The sequence below is a fragment of the Acidovorax sp. FG27 genome, assembly GCF_040365715.1.
Taxonomy (GTDB): Bacteria; Pseudomonadota; Gammaproteobacteria; order Burkholderiales; family Burkholderiaceae_C; genus Paracidovorax.
On sequence record NZ_BAABVY010000009.1, the window covers coordinates 1,001,414 to 1,015,715 of the forward strand.

Below are 14,302 nucleotides of genomic sequence, written 5' to 3' on the forward strand. Positions count from 1 at the left end.
CCCTCCGCCCAGGGCCTTCCGAGGGCCCCGCAGTCGCCGCCTGCAGGCTGGCTTGTCACCCTAAAGCATTGATGCTATGGTGCTTTTTACATTTTCTTGCGCGCCGGCTTGGAACCTCTATCCACGCCGGCTGAATGTTCTGCCCGCCGCGCCGCAAGGCAGGCCTCTACCTCTTCGCTGATGGCTCACATGCATCGTTGGAAACTCTCCGCCCTGGCCGCCGCAGCCGTTCTGTCCGCCGGCCTGTACACCACCGATGCTTCCGCTCTGGCCCTGGGACGGGTCACCGTGCAGTCCGCGCTGGGCGAGCCCCTGCGCGCCGAGATCGACCTGCCGCAGATCACCCCCGCCGAAGCCGAATCGCTGCGCGCCACGCTGGCGTCGCCCGAAGTCTTTCGCGCCCAGGGCTTCGAATACACCCCCACGCTCAACGGCGTGCGCGTCGCGCTGCAGCGGCGCGCCGACGGATCTATGGTGCTGCGCCTGAACAGCGACAGGCCGATCAACGACCCGTTCGTCGACCTGGTGATCGACGCGTCGTGGAATTCCGGGCACATCGTGCGCAGCTACACCATGCTGTTCGACCCGCCCGCCACGCGCCGCCCGGCCCCCGCCGTGACCGCGTCGCCCCAGGTCACGGCGCCTCCGGCTCCCGCCGCCCTGGCCCAGGCCCCCGCGCCCGCCCCTGCGGCAGCCAGGCCGGCGCCGGCCGACACATCGCCGGTGCCCCCGCCCGCCGTCACCTCCACCCGGCCGGCACCCGCGCCCCGGCCCGCGCCGGTCGCGGCACCCGCTCCGGCCGCCGCGCGCGCCGGCGCCGACTCCGTCACCGTCCGCCCCGGCGACACGGCGGGCCGCATCGCCAGCGCCAACCGGCCGGCGGGCGTGTCGCTCGACCAGATGCTGGTCGCCATGATGCGCGCCAACCCCGATGCCTTCGTCAACGGCAACGTGAACCGCCTGCGCTCGGGCGCCGTGCTGCAGCTGCCCGATCAGGTCGAGGCGCAGACCACGCCGCCGGCCGAGGCGCGCCAGATCATCGCGGCGCAAAGCCGTGACTTCAACGAGTTCCGCCGCCGGCTGGCCGCCGCCGCGCCGCCCGCCGCCGTGGCCGCCGCCGGCCGCTCCGCCAGCGGCTCCGTACAGAGCCAGGTCGAAGACCGCAAGCCCGCCACGGCCGCGCCGGACAAGCTCACGCTCTCCAAGGGCGGCGTGCAGGCCGCCAAGGCCGAGGAGCAGCTGGCCAAGGACAAGCAGGCCAGCGATTCGGCGGCGCGCATGGCCGAGCTGAACAAAAACATCTCCGAGCTGAACAAGCTCAATGCGGCGTCGGCTCCGGCGGGCTCCGCGGCAGCGCCCGCGCCCGCAGCAGCGGCCAGCCCCGCGGCCCCGGGCGTGGCGGTGCCGGTCGCGGCGCCCACCCCCGCCGCGCAGGCCACCGCCAGCGCGCCAACCGCTGCGGCAGCGGCGGCTGCGACACCCGCCGCCTCGACCCCCGCGTCGCCCGCTACCGCTGCCTCCGCCGCGAGCCCCGCGCCGGCGACCCCGGCTGCAGCCCCCGCCAGCCCCGCCCCCGCGCCTGCCGCCGTGCCGCCAGCGGACGCGGCCGAAGAACCCGGCTTCGTCTCCACCCTGCTGGAAGAGCCGCTCCTGCCCGGCGTGGCCCTGGCGCTCATCCTTGCGCTGCTGGGCTACGCGGGCTACCGCGCCGCGCAACGCCGCCGCGCAACGCCGGGCGTGGACAGCTCCTTCATGGAAAGCCGCGCGCAGCCCGATTCGTTCTTCGGCTCCAGCGGTGGCCAGCGCGTGGACACCGCCCACAGCATGATGACCACCGGCTCGTCGATGGCCTATTCGCCCAGCCAGCTCGACACGGGCGGCGACGTCGATCCGGTGGCCGAGGCCGACGTGTACCTGGCCTACGGCCGCGACCTGCAGGCCGAGGAAATCCTGAAGGAAGCCGCGCGCCACCATCCCGACCGCGTCGCCATCCACGCCAAGCTGGCCGACATCTATGCCAAGCGCCAGGACCGCAAGGCGTTCGAGGTGGCGGCCCAGGACGTGCTGCGCCTGACCGACGGCCAGGGCGCCGAATGGCAGCGCGTGGCCGACACCGGCCGCACCCTGGACCCCGACAACGCCCTCTACCAGCCGGGCGCCCGCCCCTCCCTGGGCATCGGTGCGGCGGGCCTTGCGGCAGGCGCGGCAGCCGGCTTTCCCAGCACCTTGCCCGACGCCGGCGATTCCCGTGCCGGCCAGACCTCGTCGCTGCCGCCCGATCTGGATCTGGACCTGGACCTCGACCTGCCCGACGACGCATTGACCGATGCACCGCCCGCGGCGCCTGCCGCCGCGCCCAGCGCATTCGCCATGGCCGCGGCTGCAGCGGCGGGCGGGGCCGCCGGTGCGTCCATCGTCCCGCCGCAGGAGGACGAGCCCCGTCTGTCGCCGCCCGAGCCCGAACCGGAATCCACGCCCCGCATCGAGCCCGAACTGGACCGCGAAACCGCCACCCCGGCGGTCGAGGCGCCCACGCCGGAGCTGGACTTCTCGGGCCTGGACCTGCCCGATGCCGACTGGCCCCGGGCCGACGCGGCCACCCAGCCCGCCGCGCTCGCGACGCCCAGCATCGACGCGCCCGACTTCGCCGCCAGCGATCTGTCGATGCTCGATTCCGGCATCGCTCCGCTGGATGCGCAGGGCCAGCCGCCCGGGCCGCGGGACTTCGACCTGGGCGACCTGTCGCTTGACCTCGACACCCCGACCGAGCCAGCCCGCGTGCAGCCGGCCCCCGCCTTGGAAGACGCGGGTTTCACCGGCTCCGCGCTGCCCGACGATCCGCTGGCCACCAAGCTGGCGCTGGCCGAGGAATTCAACGCCATCGGCGACAGCGAAGGCGCCCGCACCCTGATCGAGGAAGTGATCGCCGAATCGTCGGGCGAGCTGAAGACGCGGGCGCAGCGCCTGCTGTCCGAACTCGGCTGATGGCGCTGCGCGGCACTCCCGCCCCGCTTGCCGGAACAGCGCCATGAGAATGGCGCTGGGCGTCGGCTACAACGGCCAGGGCTACAACGGCTGGCAGAGCCAGGTTTCTGGCAACACCATCCAGGACAAGCTGGAGGCGGCGCTGAGCCGCTTCGCCACCGAGCGGGTGTCCACCGTGTGCGCGGGCCGCACCGACACCGGCGTGCACGGGCTGATGCAGGTGGTGCACTTCGACACGCCGCTCGACCGCCTGCCCGCCTCGTGGGTGCGCGGCACCAACACCTTCCTGCCGCCGGACATCGCCGTGCAATGGGCGCAGGCGGTGCCGGACAGCTTCCACAGCCGCGGCAGCGCCATTGCGCGGCGCTATGCCTACGTGCTGCTGCAGTCGCCGGTGCGCCCGAGCGTCGAGGCCGGCCGCGTGGGCTGGGTGTACCACCCGCTCGACGGCAACGCCATGCGTGCCGCGGCCGAACACCTGCTGGGCGAGCACGACTTCACCTCGTTCCGCGCCTCGGCCTGCCAGGCCAAGTCGCCGGTGAAGACGCTGCGCCAGATCCGCATCACGCGCCGGGACGGCACGCAGCCGCCGCGTGCGCCCTGCGGCCCGCACGACTGGAGCCCCTGCTACTGGCGCTTCGAATTCGAGGGCAACGCCTTCCTGCACCACATGATCCGCAACATCATGGGCTGCCTGATCGCGATCGGCCAGGGCAAGCAGCCGCCCGAATGGATGCGCAGCGTGCGCGACGCCCTCTCGCGGGATGCGGCTGCCCCCACCTTCTCGCCCGACGGGCTGTATTTCATCGGGCCGTCGTACGACGCCGCATGGGGCCTGCCCTCGCATGCGGCTGCGTATGATTGGCTGCCATGACCTCACCCGGCTCCGCGCCCTTCGCCACTCCCTCTCCACCGTCCTCCATCTCCGCGCCGCCGGCGCGCACGCGGGTCAAGATCTGCGGGCTGACGCGCGAGCAGGACGTGGACGCCGCCGTGGCGGCCGGCGCCGACGCGGTGGGCTTCGTGCTCTATGCGCCCAGCGCCCGGGCCGTCACGCCCGAGCGGGCCGCGCAACTGGCGCGGCGGCTGCCGCCCTTCGTCACGCCGGTGCTGCTGTTCGTGAACGAGTCTGCTCCCAAAATCATAGCTGCAAGCGCCCTGATTCCGGGCGCTACGCTGCAATTCCATGGTGATGAATCGCCTGCGGACTGCCTGGCGGCCACGGGCGGCGGGGTGCGGCCTTACCTGCGGGCGGCGCGCATTCCCCTGGGCAACGGCGCGGCGCGGTTCGACCTCGTAAAATACGCGCTCGATCACTCTCACGCCCAGGCCATCCTGCTCGACGCCCATGTCGACGGCTATGGCGGCGGCGGCAAGGCTTTCAATTGGTCACTCCTGCCTCCAAGCGTCGACTCTCACCTCGTTTTGTCTGGTGGACTCACGCCTGCAAACGTGACCGATGGCATCTGGCAGGTACGGCCGCGCTGCAAGACGCTGGCCGTTGACGTTTCCTCCGGCGTCGAAGCCGACGGCCCCGATGGCCAGCCCATCCGGGGCGTCAAGGACGCCGACAAGATCCATCGCTTCATCGCCGCCGTGCGCGCGGCCGATGCGGCTCCTGCTCCACTGATCCTCTGATGTCCGACACCTATTCCTTTCCCGATGCCGCGGGCCATTTCGGCTCCTACGGCGGCAGCTTCGTCAGCGAGACGCTGACGCACGCCATCAACGAGCTGCGCGAGGCCTACGCCCGCTACCAGCACGACCCCGAGTTCCTGGCCGAATTCGCCTACGAGCTGGCGCACTTCGTCGGCCGGCCGTCGCCCGTCTACCACGCGGCGCGCACCAGCCGCGAACTGGGCGGCGCGCAGATCTTCCTCAAGCGCGAAGACCTGAACCACACCGGCGCGCACAAGATCAACAACGTGATCGGCCAGGCCATGCTCGCCAAGCGCATGGGCAAGCCGCGCATCATCGCCGAGACCGGCGCCGGCCAGCACGGCGTGGCCACGGCCACCATCTGCGCGCGCTACGGCCTGGAGTGCGTGGTGTACATGGGCGCGGAAGACGTGAAACGCCAAAGCCCCAACGTCTACCGCATGAAGCTGCTGGGCGCCACGGTGGTGCCGGTCGAATCGGGCAGCCGCACGCTGAAGGACGCGCTCAACGAAGCCATGCGCGACTGGGTGGCCAACGTGGACAACACGTTCTACATCATCGGCACGGTGGCGGGCCCGCATCCCTACCCGATGATGGTGCGCGACTTCCAGAGCGTGATCGGCACCGAGTGCATCGAGCAGATGCCGCCGCTGCTGGCCGAGCAGCGCATCGCCGCCCAGCAGCCCGATGCCGTGGTCGCCTGCGTGGGCGGCGGCAGCAACGCCATGGGCATCTTCCACCCCTACATTCCGTTCAAGGCCACCCGCCTGATCGGCGTGGAGGCGGCCGGCGAGGGGCTCGACAGCGGCAAGCATTCCGCCTCGCTGCAGCGCGGCAGCAGCGGCGTGCTGCACGGCAACCGCACCTTCATCCTGCAGGACGAGAACGGCCAGATCACCGAGACGCACAGCATCAGCGCGGGCCTGGACTACCCCGGAGTGGGACCCGAACACGCCTGGCTGCAGGAGATCGGCCGCGCCGAATACGTCGGCATCACCGACCAGCAGGCGCTGGCGGCGTTTCACCACCTGTGCCGCGCCGAGGGCATCATCCCCGCGCTGGAATCCAGCCACGCCATGGCCTACGCCATGCAGCTCGCGCCCACCATGCGGGCCGACCAGTCCATCCTGGTGAATCTCTCCGGGCGGGGCGACAAGGACATCGGCACCGTGGCCGACCTGTCCGGCGCCGACTTCTACGACCGCCCCTCCATGCGCGGCCTGACCGTGAAGGGAGGGCCCGCAGCATGAACGGCGTGTCCACCCCCTCCGCCGCCGTGGCCCTGGCAGATGCCGCCGCCGCGCCGCGCAACCGCATCGCGGCCACCTTCACCGCCCTGCGCGCGCAAGGCCGCAAGGCGCTGATTCCCTACATCACCGCCGGCTTCCCGTTCGCCGACATCACGCCTGCGCTGATGCACGGCATGGTCGAGGCCGGCGCCGACGTGATCGAACTCGGCGTGCCGTTCTCCGACCCCATGGCCGACGGCCCGGTCATCCAGAAGGCCGGCGAAAAGGCCCTGGCACTGGGCATCGGCATGGCGCAGGTACTTGAGCACGTGCGCGTCTTCCGCCAGCGCAACCAGGCCACCCCCGTGGTGCTGATGGGCTATGCCAACCCGGTGGAGCGCTACGACCAGCGGCACGACGCAGGCGCCTTCGTGCGCGATGCGGCGGCGGCCGGGGTCGATGGCGTGCTCATCGTCGACTACCCGCCCGAGGAATGCGAGGCCTTCGCCGCCAGCCTGCGCGCGCAGGGCATGGACCTGATCTTCCTGCTGGCCCCCACCTCTACCTCCGAGCGCATGCAGCAGGTGGCCCGCGTGGCCAGCGGCTACGTGTACTACGTGTCGCTCAAGGGCGTGACGGGCTCCGGCGCGCTCGACACCGGCGCCGTCGAGGCCATGCTGCCGCGCATCCGCCAGCAGCTGGGCGAGGACATTCCGGTGGGCGTGGGCTTCGGCATCCGCGACGCGGCGACGGCCCAGGCCATCGGCCGCGTGGCCGACGCGGTGGTCATCGGCAGCCGGATCATCCAGCTGATCGAAGACCAGCCGCACGAGAAGGTGGTCGCCGTGACGGTGGACTTCCTGCGCGGCATCCGCAAGGCGCTCGACGCATAATCCCAGCCCCGCATGCCGCGTTCGAGCGGCATGCGGGGCTGTCATTTGAAGAGGAAAACCCATGTCCTGGCTCGAAAAACTCCTGCCGTCCAAAATCCAGCAGACCGATCCGACCGAGCGGCGCCAAGTGCCCGAAGGTCTGTGGACCAAGTGCCCGAGCTGCGAGACGGTGCTCTACAAGACCGACCTGGAGCAGAACCAGAACGTCTGCCCGCACTGCGGCCACCACCACCGCATCGGCGCGCGGGCGCGGCTCAATGCGTTTCTCGACCCGGAAGGCCGCTATGAGATCGGGCAGGAAGTGCTGCCGGTCGATGCGCTGAAGTTCAAGGACAGCCGCAAGTACACCGAACGCCTGAAGGAAGCGCTGGAGAACACCGGCGAGACCGATGCGCTCATCGTCATGGGCGGCGCGATCAAGAGCGTCAACGTGGTGGTCGCCTGCTTCGAGTTCGAATTCATGGGCGGCTCCATGGGCAGCGTGGTGGGCGAGCGGTTCGTGCGCGGCGTGGAGGCCGCCATCGAGCAGAAGGTGCCCTTCATCTGCTTCACGGCCACCGGCGGCGCGCGCATGCAGGAAGGCCTGCTCTCGCTGATGCAGATGGCCAAGACCAACGCCGCGCTGACGCGCCTGGCGAAGAAGGGCCTGCCCTACATCAGCGTGCTCACGGACCCGACCATGGGCGGCGTGTCGGCCGGCTTCGCCTTCGTGGGCGACATCGTGGTGGCCGAGCCCAAGGCGCTGATCGGCTTCGCCGGCCCGCGCGTGATCGAATCGACCGTGCGCGTGAAGCTGCCCGAGGGCTTCCAGCGCGCCGAGTTCCTGCAGACCAAGGGCGCGGTGGACTTCATCTGCGACCGCCGCGAACTGCGCGACACCCTGGCCCGGAGCCTGGCCATGCTGCAGCGCCTGCCCGCCGACGCGGTGGCCTGAGCCCACCACGGCGGGCCGCGCAGGCCACTGCCGTGCCAAATCGTCGGTTGCTATGAAAATAATAGCTGCTGGCGCTTGATGTACAAGCGCCAGCAGCTTTTTTCATAGGAAACGACAGCGGACCGACCAGCCCGGACCAGATCAGATCAGCACCGCCATCTGCAGGTGCCCCAGCACGATCATCACCACCTGCAGCAGCACCAGCGCCACCAGCGGCGACAGGTCCACCCCGCCCAGCAGCGGCACCACGCGGCGCAAGGGCCGCAGCAGCGGCTCGCACAGGCGGGCAATGACGTCGCTGAGCGGCGACTGCGTCTGCACCCAGGACAACACGGCATAGACGATCAAGAGGCCCATCAGGCCCGACACCGCCACCCGCGCCATGCCGAAGAGCGCGAACCACGGCACCCAGGCCCAGCCGGCCCCCACGCCCAGTCCGATCACCGCCCAGAGCAGCAGGTACTGCACCAATTGCACCAGGAAGGCGCCCACCAGGCAGGCCACGTCCCAGCCGCCGACGGACGGGATCACCCGGCGCAGCGGAATCACCAGCCAGTCGCTGAGCGCGAAGACCAGCCGGCCGACCGGGTTGGTGAAGGGCACGCGCTGGCGTTGCATGTAGAGGCGCAGCAGGCAGGCCCCGGTGAGCAGCCCGCCCACGACGTCGAGTAACAGGGAAAAGATCTGGTAGAGCATGGCGGTGGGCCGAAAGGCCAGGGCGAAGGCGAAGGCGAAAGGGCGAGCGGCGCTCGGGTGCCCGACTCGGGCAAACGGCCGACGGGCGGCCCGCGGCGGCCATAGGATGATAGCGGCCTGCCCCCACCGAGCCGCCACCATGCCCCAACCCCTCGCGCTGTCATCGTTGCCGCTGTTTCCTCTCGGCACCGTGCTGTTTCCCGGTGGCGCGCTGTCGCTGAGAGTCTTCGAAGTGCGCTACCTCGACATGGTGCGCAAGTGCCAGCAGGCCGGCGCGCCCTTCGGCGTGGTGGCGCTAAGGAGCGGTGAGGAGGTCAGGCGGGCGGGCGCGCCGCAGGAGCGGTTCCACGACATGGGCACGCTGGCCGTGATCGAGCAGCTGGAGGCGCCCCAGGCCGGCCTCATCCACCTGCAATGCCTGGGCACCGAGCGCTTTCGCATCCTGCAGCGCAGCCAATTGCCGCACGGCCTGTGGGTGGCCGACGTGGAACAGTGCGCGCCCGATCAGCCCGTCGCCGTGCCGCCCGACCTGGAACGCACCGCTGCCGCGCTGGCCCAGGTCGTGGCGCAACTGCGCCTGCGCGACCCCGACTTCGCCATGCCGCCGCCCCTGCCGGGCCAACTGGCCGACTGCGGCTGGGTGGCCAACCGCTGGTGCGAACTGCTGCCCGTGCCGCCCGAGCTCAAGCAGCAGCTGATGGCGCTGGACAACCCGCTGCTGCGCCTGGAACTGGTGGGCGACGTGCTGGAGCGCACCGGCATCGCGTCCTGACGCCGCCTGAACTCCCGGCCCGCCCCCGCGCAACGGCAGGCTACGCAGGGCTTCGCGCTGCGGGAAACTTAGAATCATGGGTTTTGGCCTCCCGCCCCGCGCCGCTCCGGTGCGCGGCGCATCTTCGTTGCCCCATGTCCGAACACTCCACGCCCACCGCCGCCCCTGACGACAACCAGCTCATCGCGGAGCGCCGCGAGAAACTCAAGGCCCTGCGCGACGCCCAGGCCCAGGGCAAGGGCGTGGCCTTCCCGAACGACTTCCAGCCCGCCCACCGCGCGGCCGACCTGCAGGCGCAGTACGCCGGCGCCACCGCCGAGTCGCTGGAAGCGAACCCCGTCACGGTGAGCGTGGCCGGCCGCATGATGCTCAAGCGCGTGATGGGCAAGGCCAGCTTCGCCAGCCTGCAGGACGGATCGCTCGGCACGACCGGCGGCCGGCTGCAGATCTACGTCACGCGCGATGCGCTGGGCGAAGAGCTCTACGCCGCCTTCAAGCACTGGGACCTGGGCGACATCCTGGGCGCCGAGGGCACGCTGATGAAGACCAGGACCGGCGAGCTGTCGGTCAAGGTGACCACGCTGCGCCTGCTCACCAAGAGCCTGCGCCCCATGCCCGACAAGTTCCACGGCATGGCCGACCTGGAGCAGAAGGTGCGCCAGCGCTACGTGGACCTGATGACCGACGACCAGGCCCGCCGCCGCTTCATCGCACGCAGCAAGGCCGTCTCGGGCATCCGCGAATTCATGGTCGAGCACGGCTTCCTGGAGGTCGAGACGCCCATGCTGCACCCCATTCCCGGCGGTGCCAACGCGCGGCCCTTCGTCACGCACCACAACGCGCTCGACCAGGAGATGTACCTGCGCATCGCACCGGAGCTTTACTTGAAGCGCCTGCTGGTGGGCGGCTTCGAGCGGGTGTTCGAGATCAACCGCAACTTCCGCAACGAGGGGGTGTCGGTGCGCCACAACCCCGAGTTCACCATGATGGAGTTCTACGCGGCCTACTGGAACTACCGCGACCTGATGGACTTCACCGAGCAGCTGGTGCGCGACGCCGCCATGAAGGCCGTGGGCACGCTGGAGCTGAACTATGGCGGCCGCGCGGTCGACCTGTCCAGGCCCTTCCAGCGCCTGACCATCCGCGAAGCCATCTTCCAGCACACCGAAGCGGGCGCCCACGTGGACGACGCGGCCTGGCTGACCAGCGCGCTCAAGAAGCTGGGCCTGTCCGAGGAGAAGAACCGCCTCTCCACCCGCACGCTGGCCGGCCTGCAGGTGCTCTATTTCGAGGAACTGGTCGAGGACAAGCTCTGGGAGCCGACCTTCATCATGGAACACCCGACCGAGATCAGCCCGCTGGCACGCGCCAACGACCTGCGCCCCGAGGTGACCGAGCGCTTCGAGCTCTACATCACCGGCCGCGAATTCGGCAACGGATTCTCCGAGCTGAACGACGCCGAAGACCAGGCCGCCCGCTTCAACGCGCAGGTGTCGGCCAAGGATTCCGGCGACGACGAGGCGATGTACTTCGACCACGACTTCGTGCGGGCGCTGGAATACGGCATGCCGCCCGCCGGCGGCTGCGGCATCGGCATTGACCGGCTGATGATGCTGCTCACCGACAGCGCCAGCATCCGCGACGTGATCCTCTTCCCCGCGCTGCGCCGAGAGCACTGACCGCCATGGCCTCCACGCCCGCCACCCCTGCCGCGACCCCGGACGGCCCCGTGGACGACGGGTTCACCGTGCTGGTGGTGGAAGACCAGCCCTCGGTGCGCGCCGCCCTGGTGGGCGAGTTGCGGCATGCGAACGTGCACATCATCCACGAGGCCGACTCGGCGGAGCTGGCGCTCCAGCAGTTCGTGCAGCACCGGCCGGACCTGGTGCTGCTCGACATCCGCCTGCCGGGCAAGGACGGGTACTGGATCGCGCAGCAGATGCGCGAGGCCGAACCCGGGGGGTGGACGCCGATCATCTTCCTGTCGGGCCTGGACAACGAGGTCGACGTGTGGCGCGCCATCGAGGCCGGCGGCGACGACTACATCGTCAAGCCCGTCAAGCCCATCGTGCTGGTGGCCAAGCTGCGGGCCATGCGCCGGCTGCTCGACATGCGCCGCCGCCTGGTGGCGCTGACCAACGAACTGCACGTCGCCAACCAGCAACTCAACGCCATCGTGGAGATCGACGCGCTCACCGGCCTGGTCAACCGCCGGGGCTTCGACCGGGTGCTGCACAACGAGATCATCGCCGCGCGCCGCGAGGGCACGCCGCTCACGCTGATGCTCTGCGACCTGGACCACTTCAAGCGCCTGAACGACGCGGCCGGCCACGTGCAGGGCGACCACTGCCTGAAGGAAGTCGGCCGCCTGCTGCGCGACGTGTGCGTGCGGCCACGCGACGTGGCGGCGCGCTATGGCGGCGAAGAGTTCGCGCTGATCCTGCCCAACACACCCCGCTCCGGCGCCATGACATTCGCTCGGGCCCTGGGCCGGGTTCTCGAGACCCGCGCCCTGCCCCACCCCGATTCGCCGGTGGGCCCGGTGCTCACGATCTCCGGCGGCATCACCACCTGCCTGCCGGACGCGGGCACCAGCGCCGAGGCGATGGTGATGCGCGCCGACCAGGCGCTCTACGCCGCCAAGGAACAGGGCCGCAACCGGTTCTTCAGCTTCGAGATGCAGATGGACACCGTCGAGCAGCGGCCGGGCGGAGTCGGGCATTGACCGGGTCGGCCCTGCATGCGCAGCTGAAGGATTCGCTGCCGTTCTGGGTGCGGGACTGGCTGGACATCATCCTGCCCGGCCTGCAGATCGTCCTCATCGTGCTGGTGGCCATGCTGCTGCAGCGCGCGCTGCGCCGGCTGGTCTCGCGCGCCGGCGCGCACTACCACTGGCCGCTGGAGATGATGGTGCCGATCAACGGCGTGCTGCGCTGGCTCATCATGGGCAGTGCCATCCTGCTGGTGCTGGAACGGCTGGGCGTGTCGGCCACCGTGCTGTGGACGGCCTTCACCGGCTTCGCGGCGGTGGGTGCGGTGGCCTTCTTCGCCGCGTGGAGCGTGCTGTCCAACCTGTTCTGCGCGCTGCTGATCTTCACCGTGGGGCCGTTCCGGCTGGGCGACTCCATCGAGGTGCTGGACACCGCCGAAAAGCCCGGCGCCAAGGGCCGGGTGGTGGACATCAACCTGCTCTACACCACGCTGGAAGACTACGGCAGCGACCCGCAGCACCCGGCGCTGCTGCAGGTCCCCAATGCCCTGATGTTCCAGCGCGTGGTGCGGCGCTGGAAAGGCGGGCTGCCGCCGGCGCACGACCTGCCCGCCCATCCGGCCGCGGCCGCGCCCACGGACGCCACGGCACCCGCCGGCGCGACGCTGCCGCCTGGCGAAAGCAGGACGGGCCCTGCCGAGCCTGACGGAGCCCCGACGCGCGCGGGTTGATGCGGGCCCATTGGCCATGCGGGCGATGGTGCCCGCCCTGCGGGACCCGATGGTCCGACGCCACGGGCGGAGCGACCCGGCGATGGCCTGCCGGTCAGGGCAGGCATTCCAGCGCCGCCATGTAGGCGGGCTGGAGCATGAGCTCGTCCCACGGCTGGGGCAGCGTCTCGGGCAGCAGGGCCAGGCGGCGGGCCTCGCTGTCGGGGCTCGGCTGCCAGAAACCGTCCATGGCGGCGGCTTGCAGGCCGTCCAGCACTTCGTCGAGCATGCGGCTGCCGTCCAGGCTCTGGTTGCACAGCAGCACCAGGTCGCAGCCGGCCTGCAGCGCGGCCAGCGTGGCCTCGGTGTAGCCGACCGGCTGGCCTTCGATGCGGCGGGCGCCCTCCATGCTCAGGTCGTCGCTGAAGATGGCGCCGTCGAAGCGCAGCTGGGCGCGCAGGATGTCTTGCAGCCAGCGGCGCGAGAAGCCCGCCGGGCGCGGGTCCACCCGGGGATAGCTCACGTGGGCCGGCATGACGGCGGTGAGCGTGCTGGAAAGCCGGGGGTACGGCGCCGCGTCGTCGGCCAGCAGCGCCTTCAGGCTGCGGCGGTCCACCGGCACGTCGGTGTGCGAATCGGCCTTCACGAAGCCATGCCCCGGGAAGTGCTTGCCGCAGTGCGCCATGCCGGCCTGCAGCAGGCCGTGCATCAGGCTCTTGGCCAGCAGGGTGACGACGCGCGGGTCGCGGTGGAAGCTGCGGTCGCCGATGACGCCGCTCTCGCCGTGGTCGAGGTCCAGCACGGGCGCGAAGCTGAAATCGACACCGCAGGCGCGCAGCTCGCTGCCCAGCACGTAGCCGGCGGCGGTGGCCGCGTTGGTGGCGCGCAGGGCGCCCTCGCCGGGCCGGGCCCGGGCGCCCTGGCCGTCGTCGTCCCACATGCGGCCGAAGGCGCGCATGGGCGGCAGGTGGGTGAAGCCATCGGTGCGAAAGCGCTGCACGCGGCCGCCTTCGTGGTCCACGCAGACCAGCAGGTCGCTGCGCACGGCCTTGATGGCGGCGGTGAGCTCCAGCAGTTGCGCGCGGCTCTGCCAGTTGCGCGCAAAGAGGATGACGCCGCCCGCCAGCGGGTGCGCCAGGCGGCGGCGGTCGTCGGCATTCAGGGTGGTGCCGGCCACGTCGAGGATGAGGGGAGCGTGCTCGATGGTCATATTGCTACTCTATTCATAGCGCCATGCGCTTGAAGGACGAGCGCCGGGGGCCATTTCGATCAGGATTTCAGGGAGTGGGCGCACCGCCCGCCGCTTCCACCACGCAGAAGCTGGCGGCGTAGTCGGTCTCGTCGGTGACCGTGATGTGGCAGCGCAGGCCGCGCGCCTCGAACCAGTCCTTCAGCGCGCCGTGCAGCACGATCTGCGGCTTGCCGCTGGGCAGGTTGGCGATCTCGCAGTGGCGCCAGGTCATGGGCATGCGCATCCCTAAGCCGATGGCCTTGCTGAAGGCCTCCTTGGCGGAAAAGCGGGTGGCCAGGTAGCGCAGGCCGCGCTCGGGCCAGCGTACGCTGCGGCGGCGCCAGACGGCCAGCTCGGCCTGGGACAGCACCTTCTCGGCGAAGCGGTCGCCGTGGCGGTCCAGGCTGGCGCGGATGCGGCGCACGTCGCAGATGTCGGTGCCGATGCCGTAGATCATGTGTTTTCAGTACCCTATCAGGCTGC

General features: G+C 70.6%; 13 protein-coding genes. 10 read left to right on the plus strand and 3 right to left on the minus strand.

The window, feature by feature from the left end; translation table 11 throughout:
- The first annotated feature begins 189 nt into the window (after window positions 1-189).
- The 6 genes from ABWV53_RS11505 (at window position 190) to accD (ending at window position 7,700) form a co-directional block, all read left to right on the plus strand.
- Window positions 190-2,985, plus strand: a complete 2,796-nt coding sequence (locus tag ABWV53_RS11505; protein WP_353365938.1) for a motility hub landmark protein FimV — start codon at window positions 190-192, stop codon at window positions 2,983-2,985.
- 43 nt (window positions 2,986-3,028) lie between these two features.
- Window positions 3,029-3,859 (plus strand): tRNA pseudouridine(38-40) synthase TruA, encoded by an 831-nt coding sequence (gene truA, locus ABWV53_RS11510; protein ID WP_353365940.1) that lies wholly within the window; start codon window positions 3,029-3,031, stop codon window positions 3,857-3,859.
- Window positions 3,856-4,623 carry a phosphoribosylanthranilate isomerase gene (locus ABWV53_RS11515; RefSeq protein ID WP_353365942.1) on the plus strand — a complete coding sequence of 256 codons (768 nt, stop codon included), beginning with the start codon at window positions 3,856-3,858 and terminating at the stop codon, window positions 4,621-4,623. Before truA ends, ABWV53_RS11515 begins: the two co-directional genes overlap by 4 nt.
- Window positions 4,623-5,894, plus strand: a complete 1,272-nt coding sequence (trpB, locus tag ABWV53_RS11520) for a tryptophan synthase subunit beta (RefSeq protein ID WP_353365944.1) — start codon at window positions 4,623-4,625, stop codon at window positions 5,892-5,894. Before ABWV53_RS11515 ends, trpB begins: the two co-directional genes overlap by 1 nt.
- 32 nt (window positions 5,895-5,926) lie before the next feature.
- The gene (gene trpA, locus ABWV53_RS11525; RefSeq protein ID WP_353366705.1) at window positions 5,927-6,766 is read left to right on the plus strand and encodes a tryptophan synthase subunit alpha; all 840 of its coding nucleotides are present in this window, start codon (window positions 5,927-5,929) and stop codon (window positions 6,764-6,766) included.
- Between the two features lie 61 nt (window positions 6,767-6,827).
- Window positions 6,828-7,700 (plus strand): acetyl-CoA carboxylase, carboxyltransferase subunit beta, encoded by an 873-nt coding sequence (accD, locus tag ABWV53_RS11530; RefSeq protein ID WP_056668431.1) that lies wholly within the window; start codon window positions 6,828-6,830, stop codon window positions 7,698-7,700.
- Window positions 7,701-7,841: 141 nt separating this feature from the next.
- On the opposite strand, the gene ABWV53_RS11535 is transcribed toward accD, so the two are convergent.
- The gene (locus ABWV53_RS11535) at window positions 7,842-8,396 is read right to left on the minus strand and encodes a YggT family protein (protein ID WP_353365947.1); all 555 of its coding nucleotides are present in this window, start codon (window positions 8,394-8,396) and stop codon (window positions 7,842-7,844) included.
- A gap of 139 nt (window positions 8,397-8,535) precedes the next feature.
- Between ABWV53_RS11535 and ABWV53_RS11540 the strand changes: the two genes are divergently transcribed.
- From ABWV53_RS11540 to ABWV53_RS11555, 4 genes are all read left to right on the plus strand, one after another.
- The gene (locus ABWV53_RS11540) at window positions 8,536-9,168 is read left to right on the plus strand and encodes an LON peptidase substrate-binding domain-containing protein (protein ID WP_353365949.1); all 633 of its coding nucleotides are present in this window, start codon (window positions 8,536-8,538) and stop codon (window positions 9,166-9,168) included.
- A gap of 134 nt (window positions 9,169-9,302) precedes the next feature.
- On the plus strand, window positions 9,303-10,847 hold the full coding sequence (gene lysS, locus ABWV53_RS11545) for a lysine--tRNA ligase (protein WP_353365951.1): 1,545 nt from the start codon (window positions 9,303-9,305) through the stop codon (window positions 10,845-10,847).
- Window positions 10,848-10,852: 5 nt separating this feature from the next.
- The gene (locus tag ABWV53_RS11550) at window positions 10,853-11,893 is read left to right on the plus strand and encodes a GGDEF domain-containing response regulator (protein WP_353365953.1); all 1,041 of its coding nucleotides are present in this window, start codon (window positions 10,853-10,855) and stop codon (window positions 11,891-11,893) included.
- Window positions 11,890-12,609, plus strand: a complete 720-nt coding sequence (locus tag ABWV53_RS11555; protein WP_353365955.1) for a mechanosensitive ion channel domain-containing protein — start codon at window positions 11,890-11,892, stop codon at window positions 12,607-12,609. The genes ABWV53_RS11550 and ABWV53_RS11555 overlap by 4 nt, the downstream gene beginning before the upstream one ends.
- A gap of 94 nt (window positions 12,610-12,703) precedes the next feature.
- Here ABWV53_RS11555 and nagZ read toward each other — a convergent pair whose 3' ends face one another.
- Together nagZ and acpS are read right to left on the minus strand one after the other, a co-directional pair.
- Window positions 12,704-13,798, minus strand: a complete 1,095-nt coding sequence (gene nagZ, locus ABWV53_RS11560; RefSeq protein WP_353365957.1) for a beta-N-acetylhexosaminidase — start codon at window positions 13,796-13,798, stop codon at window positions 12,704-12,706.
- Window positions 13,799-13,865: 67 nt separating this feature from the next.
- On the minus strand, window positions 13,866-14,276 hold the full coding sequence (gene acpS, locus ABWV53_RS11565; RefSeq protein ID WP_353365959.1) for a holo-ACP synthase: 411 nt from the start codon (window positions 14,274-14,276) through the stop codon (window positions 13,866-13,868).
- Between the last annotated feature and the right edge of the window lie 26 nt (window positions 14,277-14,302).

What these genes read in the sequence shown, in the direction of transcription:
- ABWV53_RS11505 (WP_353365938.1), top strand. Translation starts at nt 190, where the DNA reads ATGCATCGTTGGAAACTCTCCGCCCTGGCCGCCGCAGCCGTTCTGTCC.
- truA (WP_353365940.1), top strand. Translation starts at nt 3,029, where the DNA reads ATGAGAATGGCGCTGGGCGTCGGCTACAACGGCCAGGGCTACAACGGC.
- ABWV53_RS11515 (WP_353365942.1), top strand. Translation starts at nt 3,856, where the DNA reads ATGACCTCACCCGGCTCCGCGCCCTTCGCCACTCCCTCTCCACCGTCC.
- trpB (WP_353365944.1), top strand. Translation starts at nt 4,623, where the DNA reads ATGTCCGACACCTATTCCTTTCCCGATGCCGCGGGCCATTTCGGCTCC.
- accD (WP_056668431.1), top strand. Translation starts at nt 6,828, where the DNA reads ATGTCCTGGCTCGAAAAACTCCTGCCGTCCAAAATCCAGCAGACCGAT.
- ABWV53_RS11535 (WP_353365947.1), bottom strand. Translation starts at nt 8,396, where the DNA reads ATGCTCTACCAGATCTTTTCCCTGTTACTCGACGTCGTGGGCGGGCTG.
- ABWV53_RS11540 (WP_353365949.1), top strand. Translation starts at nt 8,536, where the DNA reads ATGCCCCAACCCCTCGCGCTGTCATCGTTGCCGCTGTTTCCTCTCGGC.
- lysS (WP_353365951.1), top strand. Translation starts at nt 9,303, where the DNA reads ATGTCCGAACACTCCACGCCCACCGCCGCCCCTGACGACAACCAGCTC.
- ABWV53_RS11550 (WP_353365953.1), top strand. Translation starts at nt 10,853, where the DNA reads ATGGCCTCCACGCCCGCCACCCCTGCCGCGACCCCGGACGGCCCCGTG.
- nagZ (WP_353365957.1), bottom strand. Translation starts at nt 13,798, where the DNA reads ATGACCATCGAGCACGCTCCCCTCATCCTCGACGTGGCCGGCACCACC.
- acpS (WP_353365959.1), bottom strand. Translation starts at nt 14,276, where the DNA reads ATGATCTACGGCATCGGCACCGACATCTGCGACGTGCGCCGCATCCGC.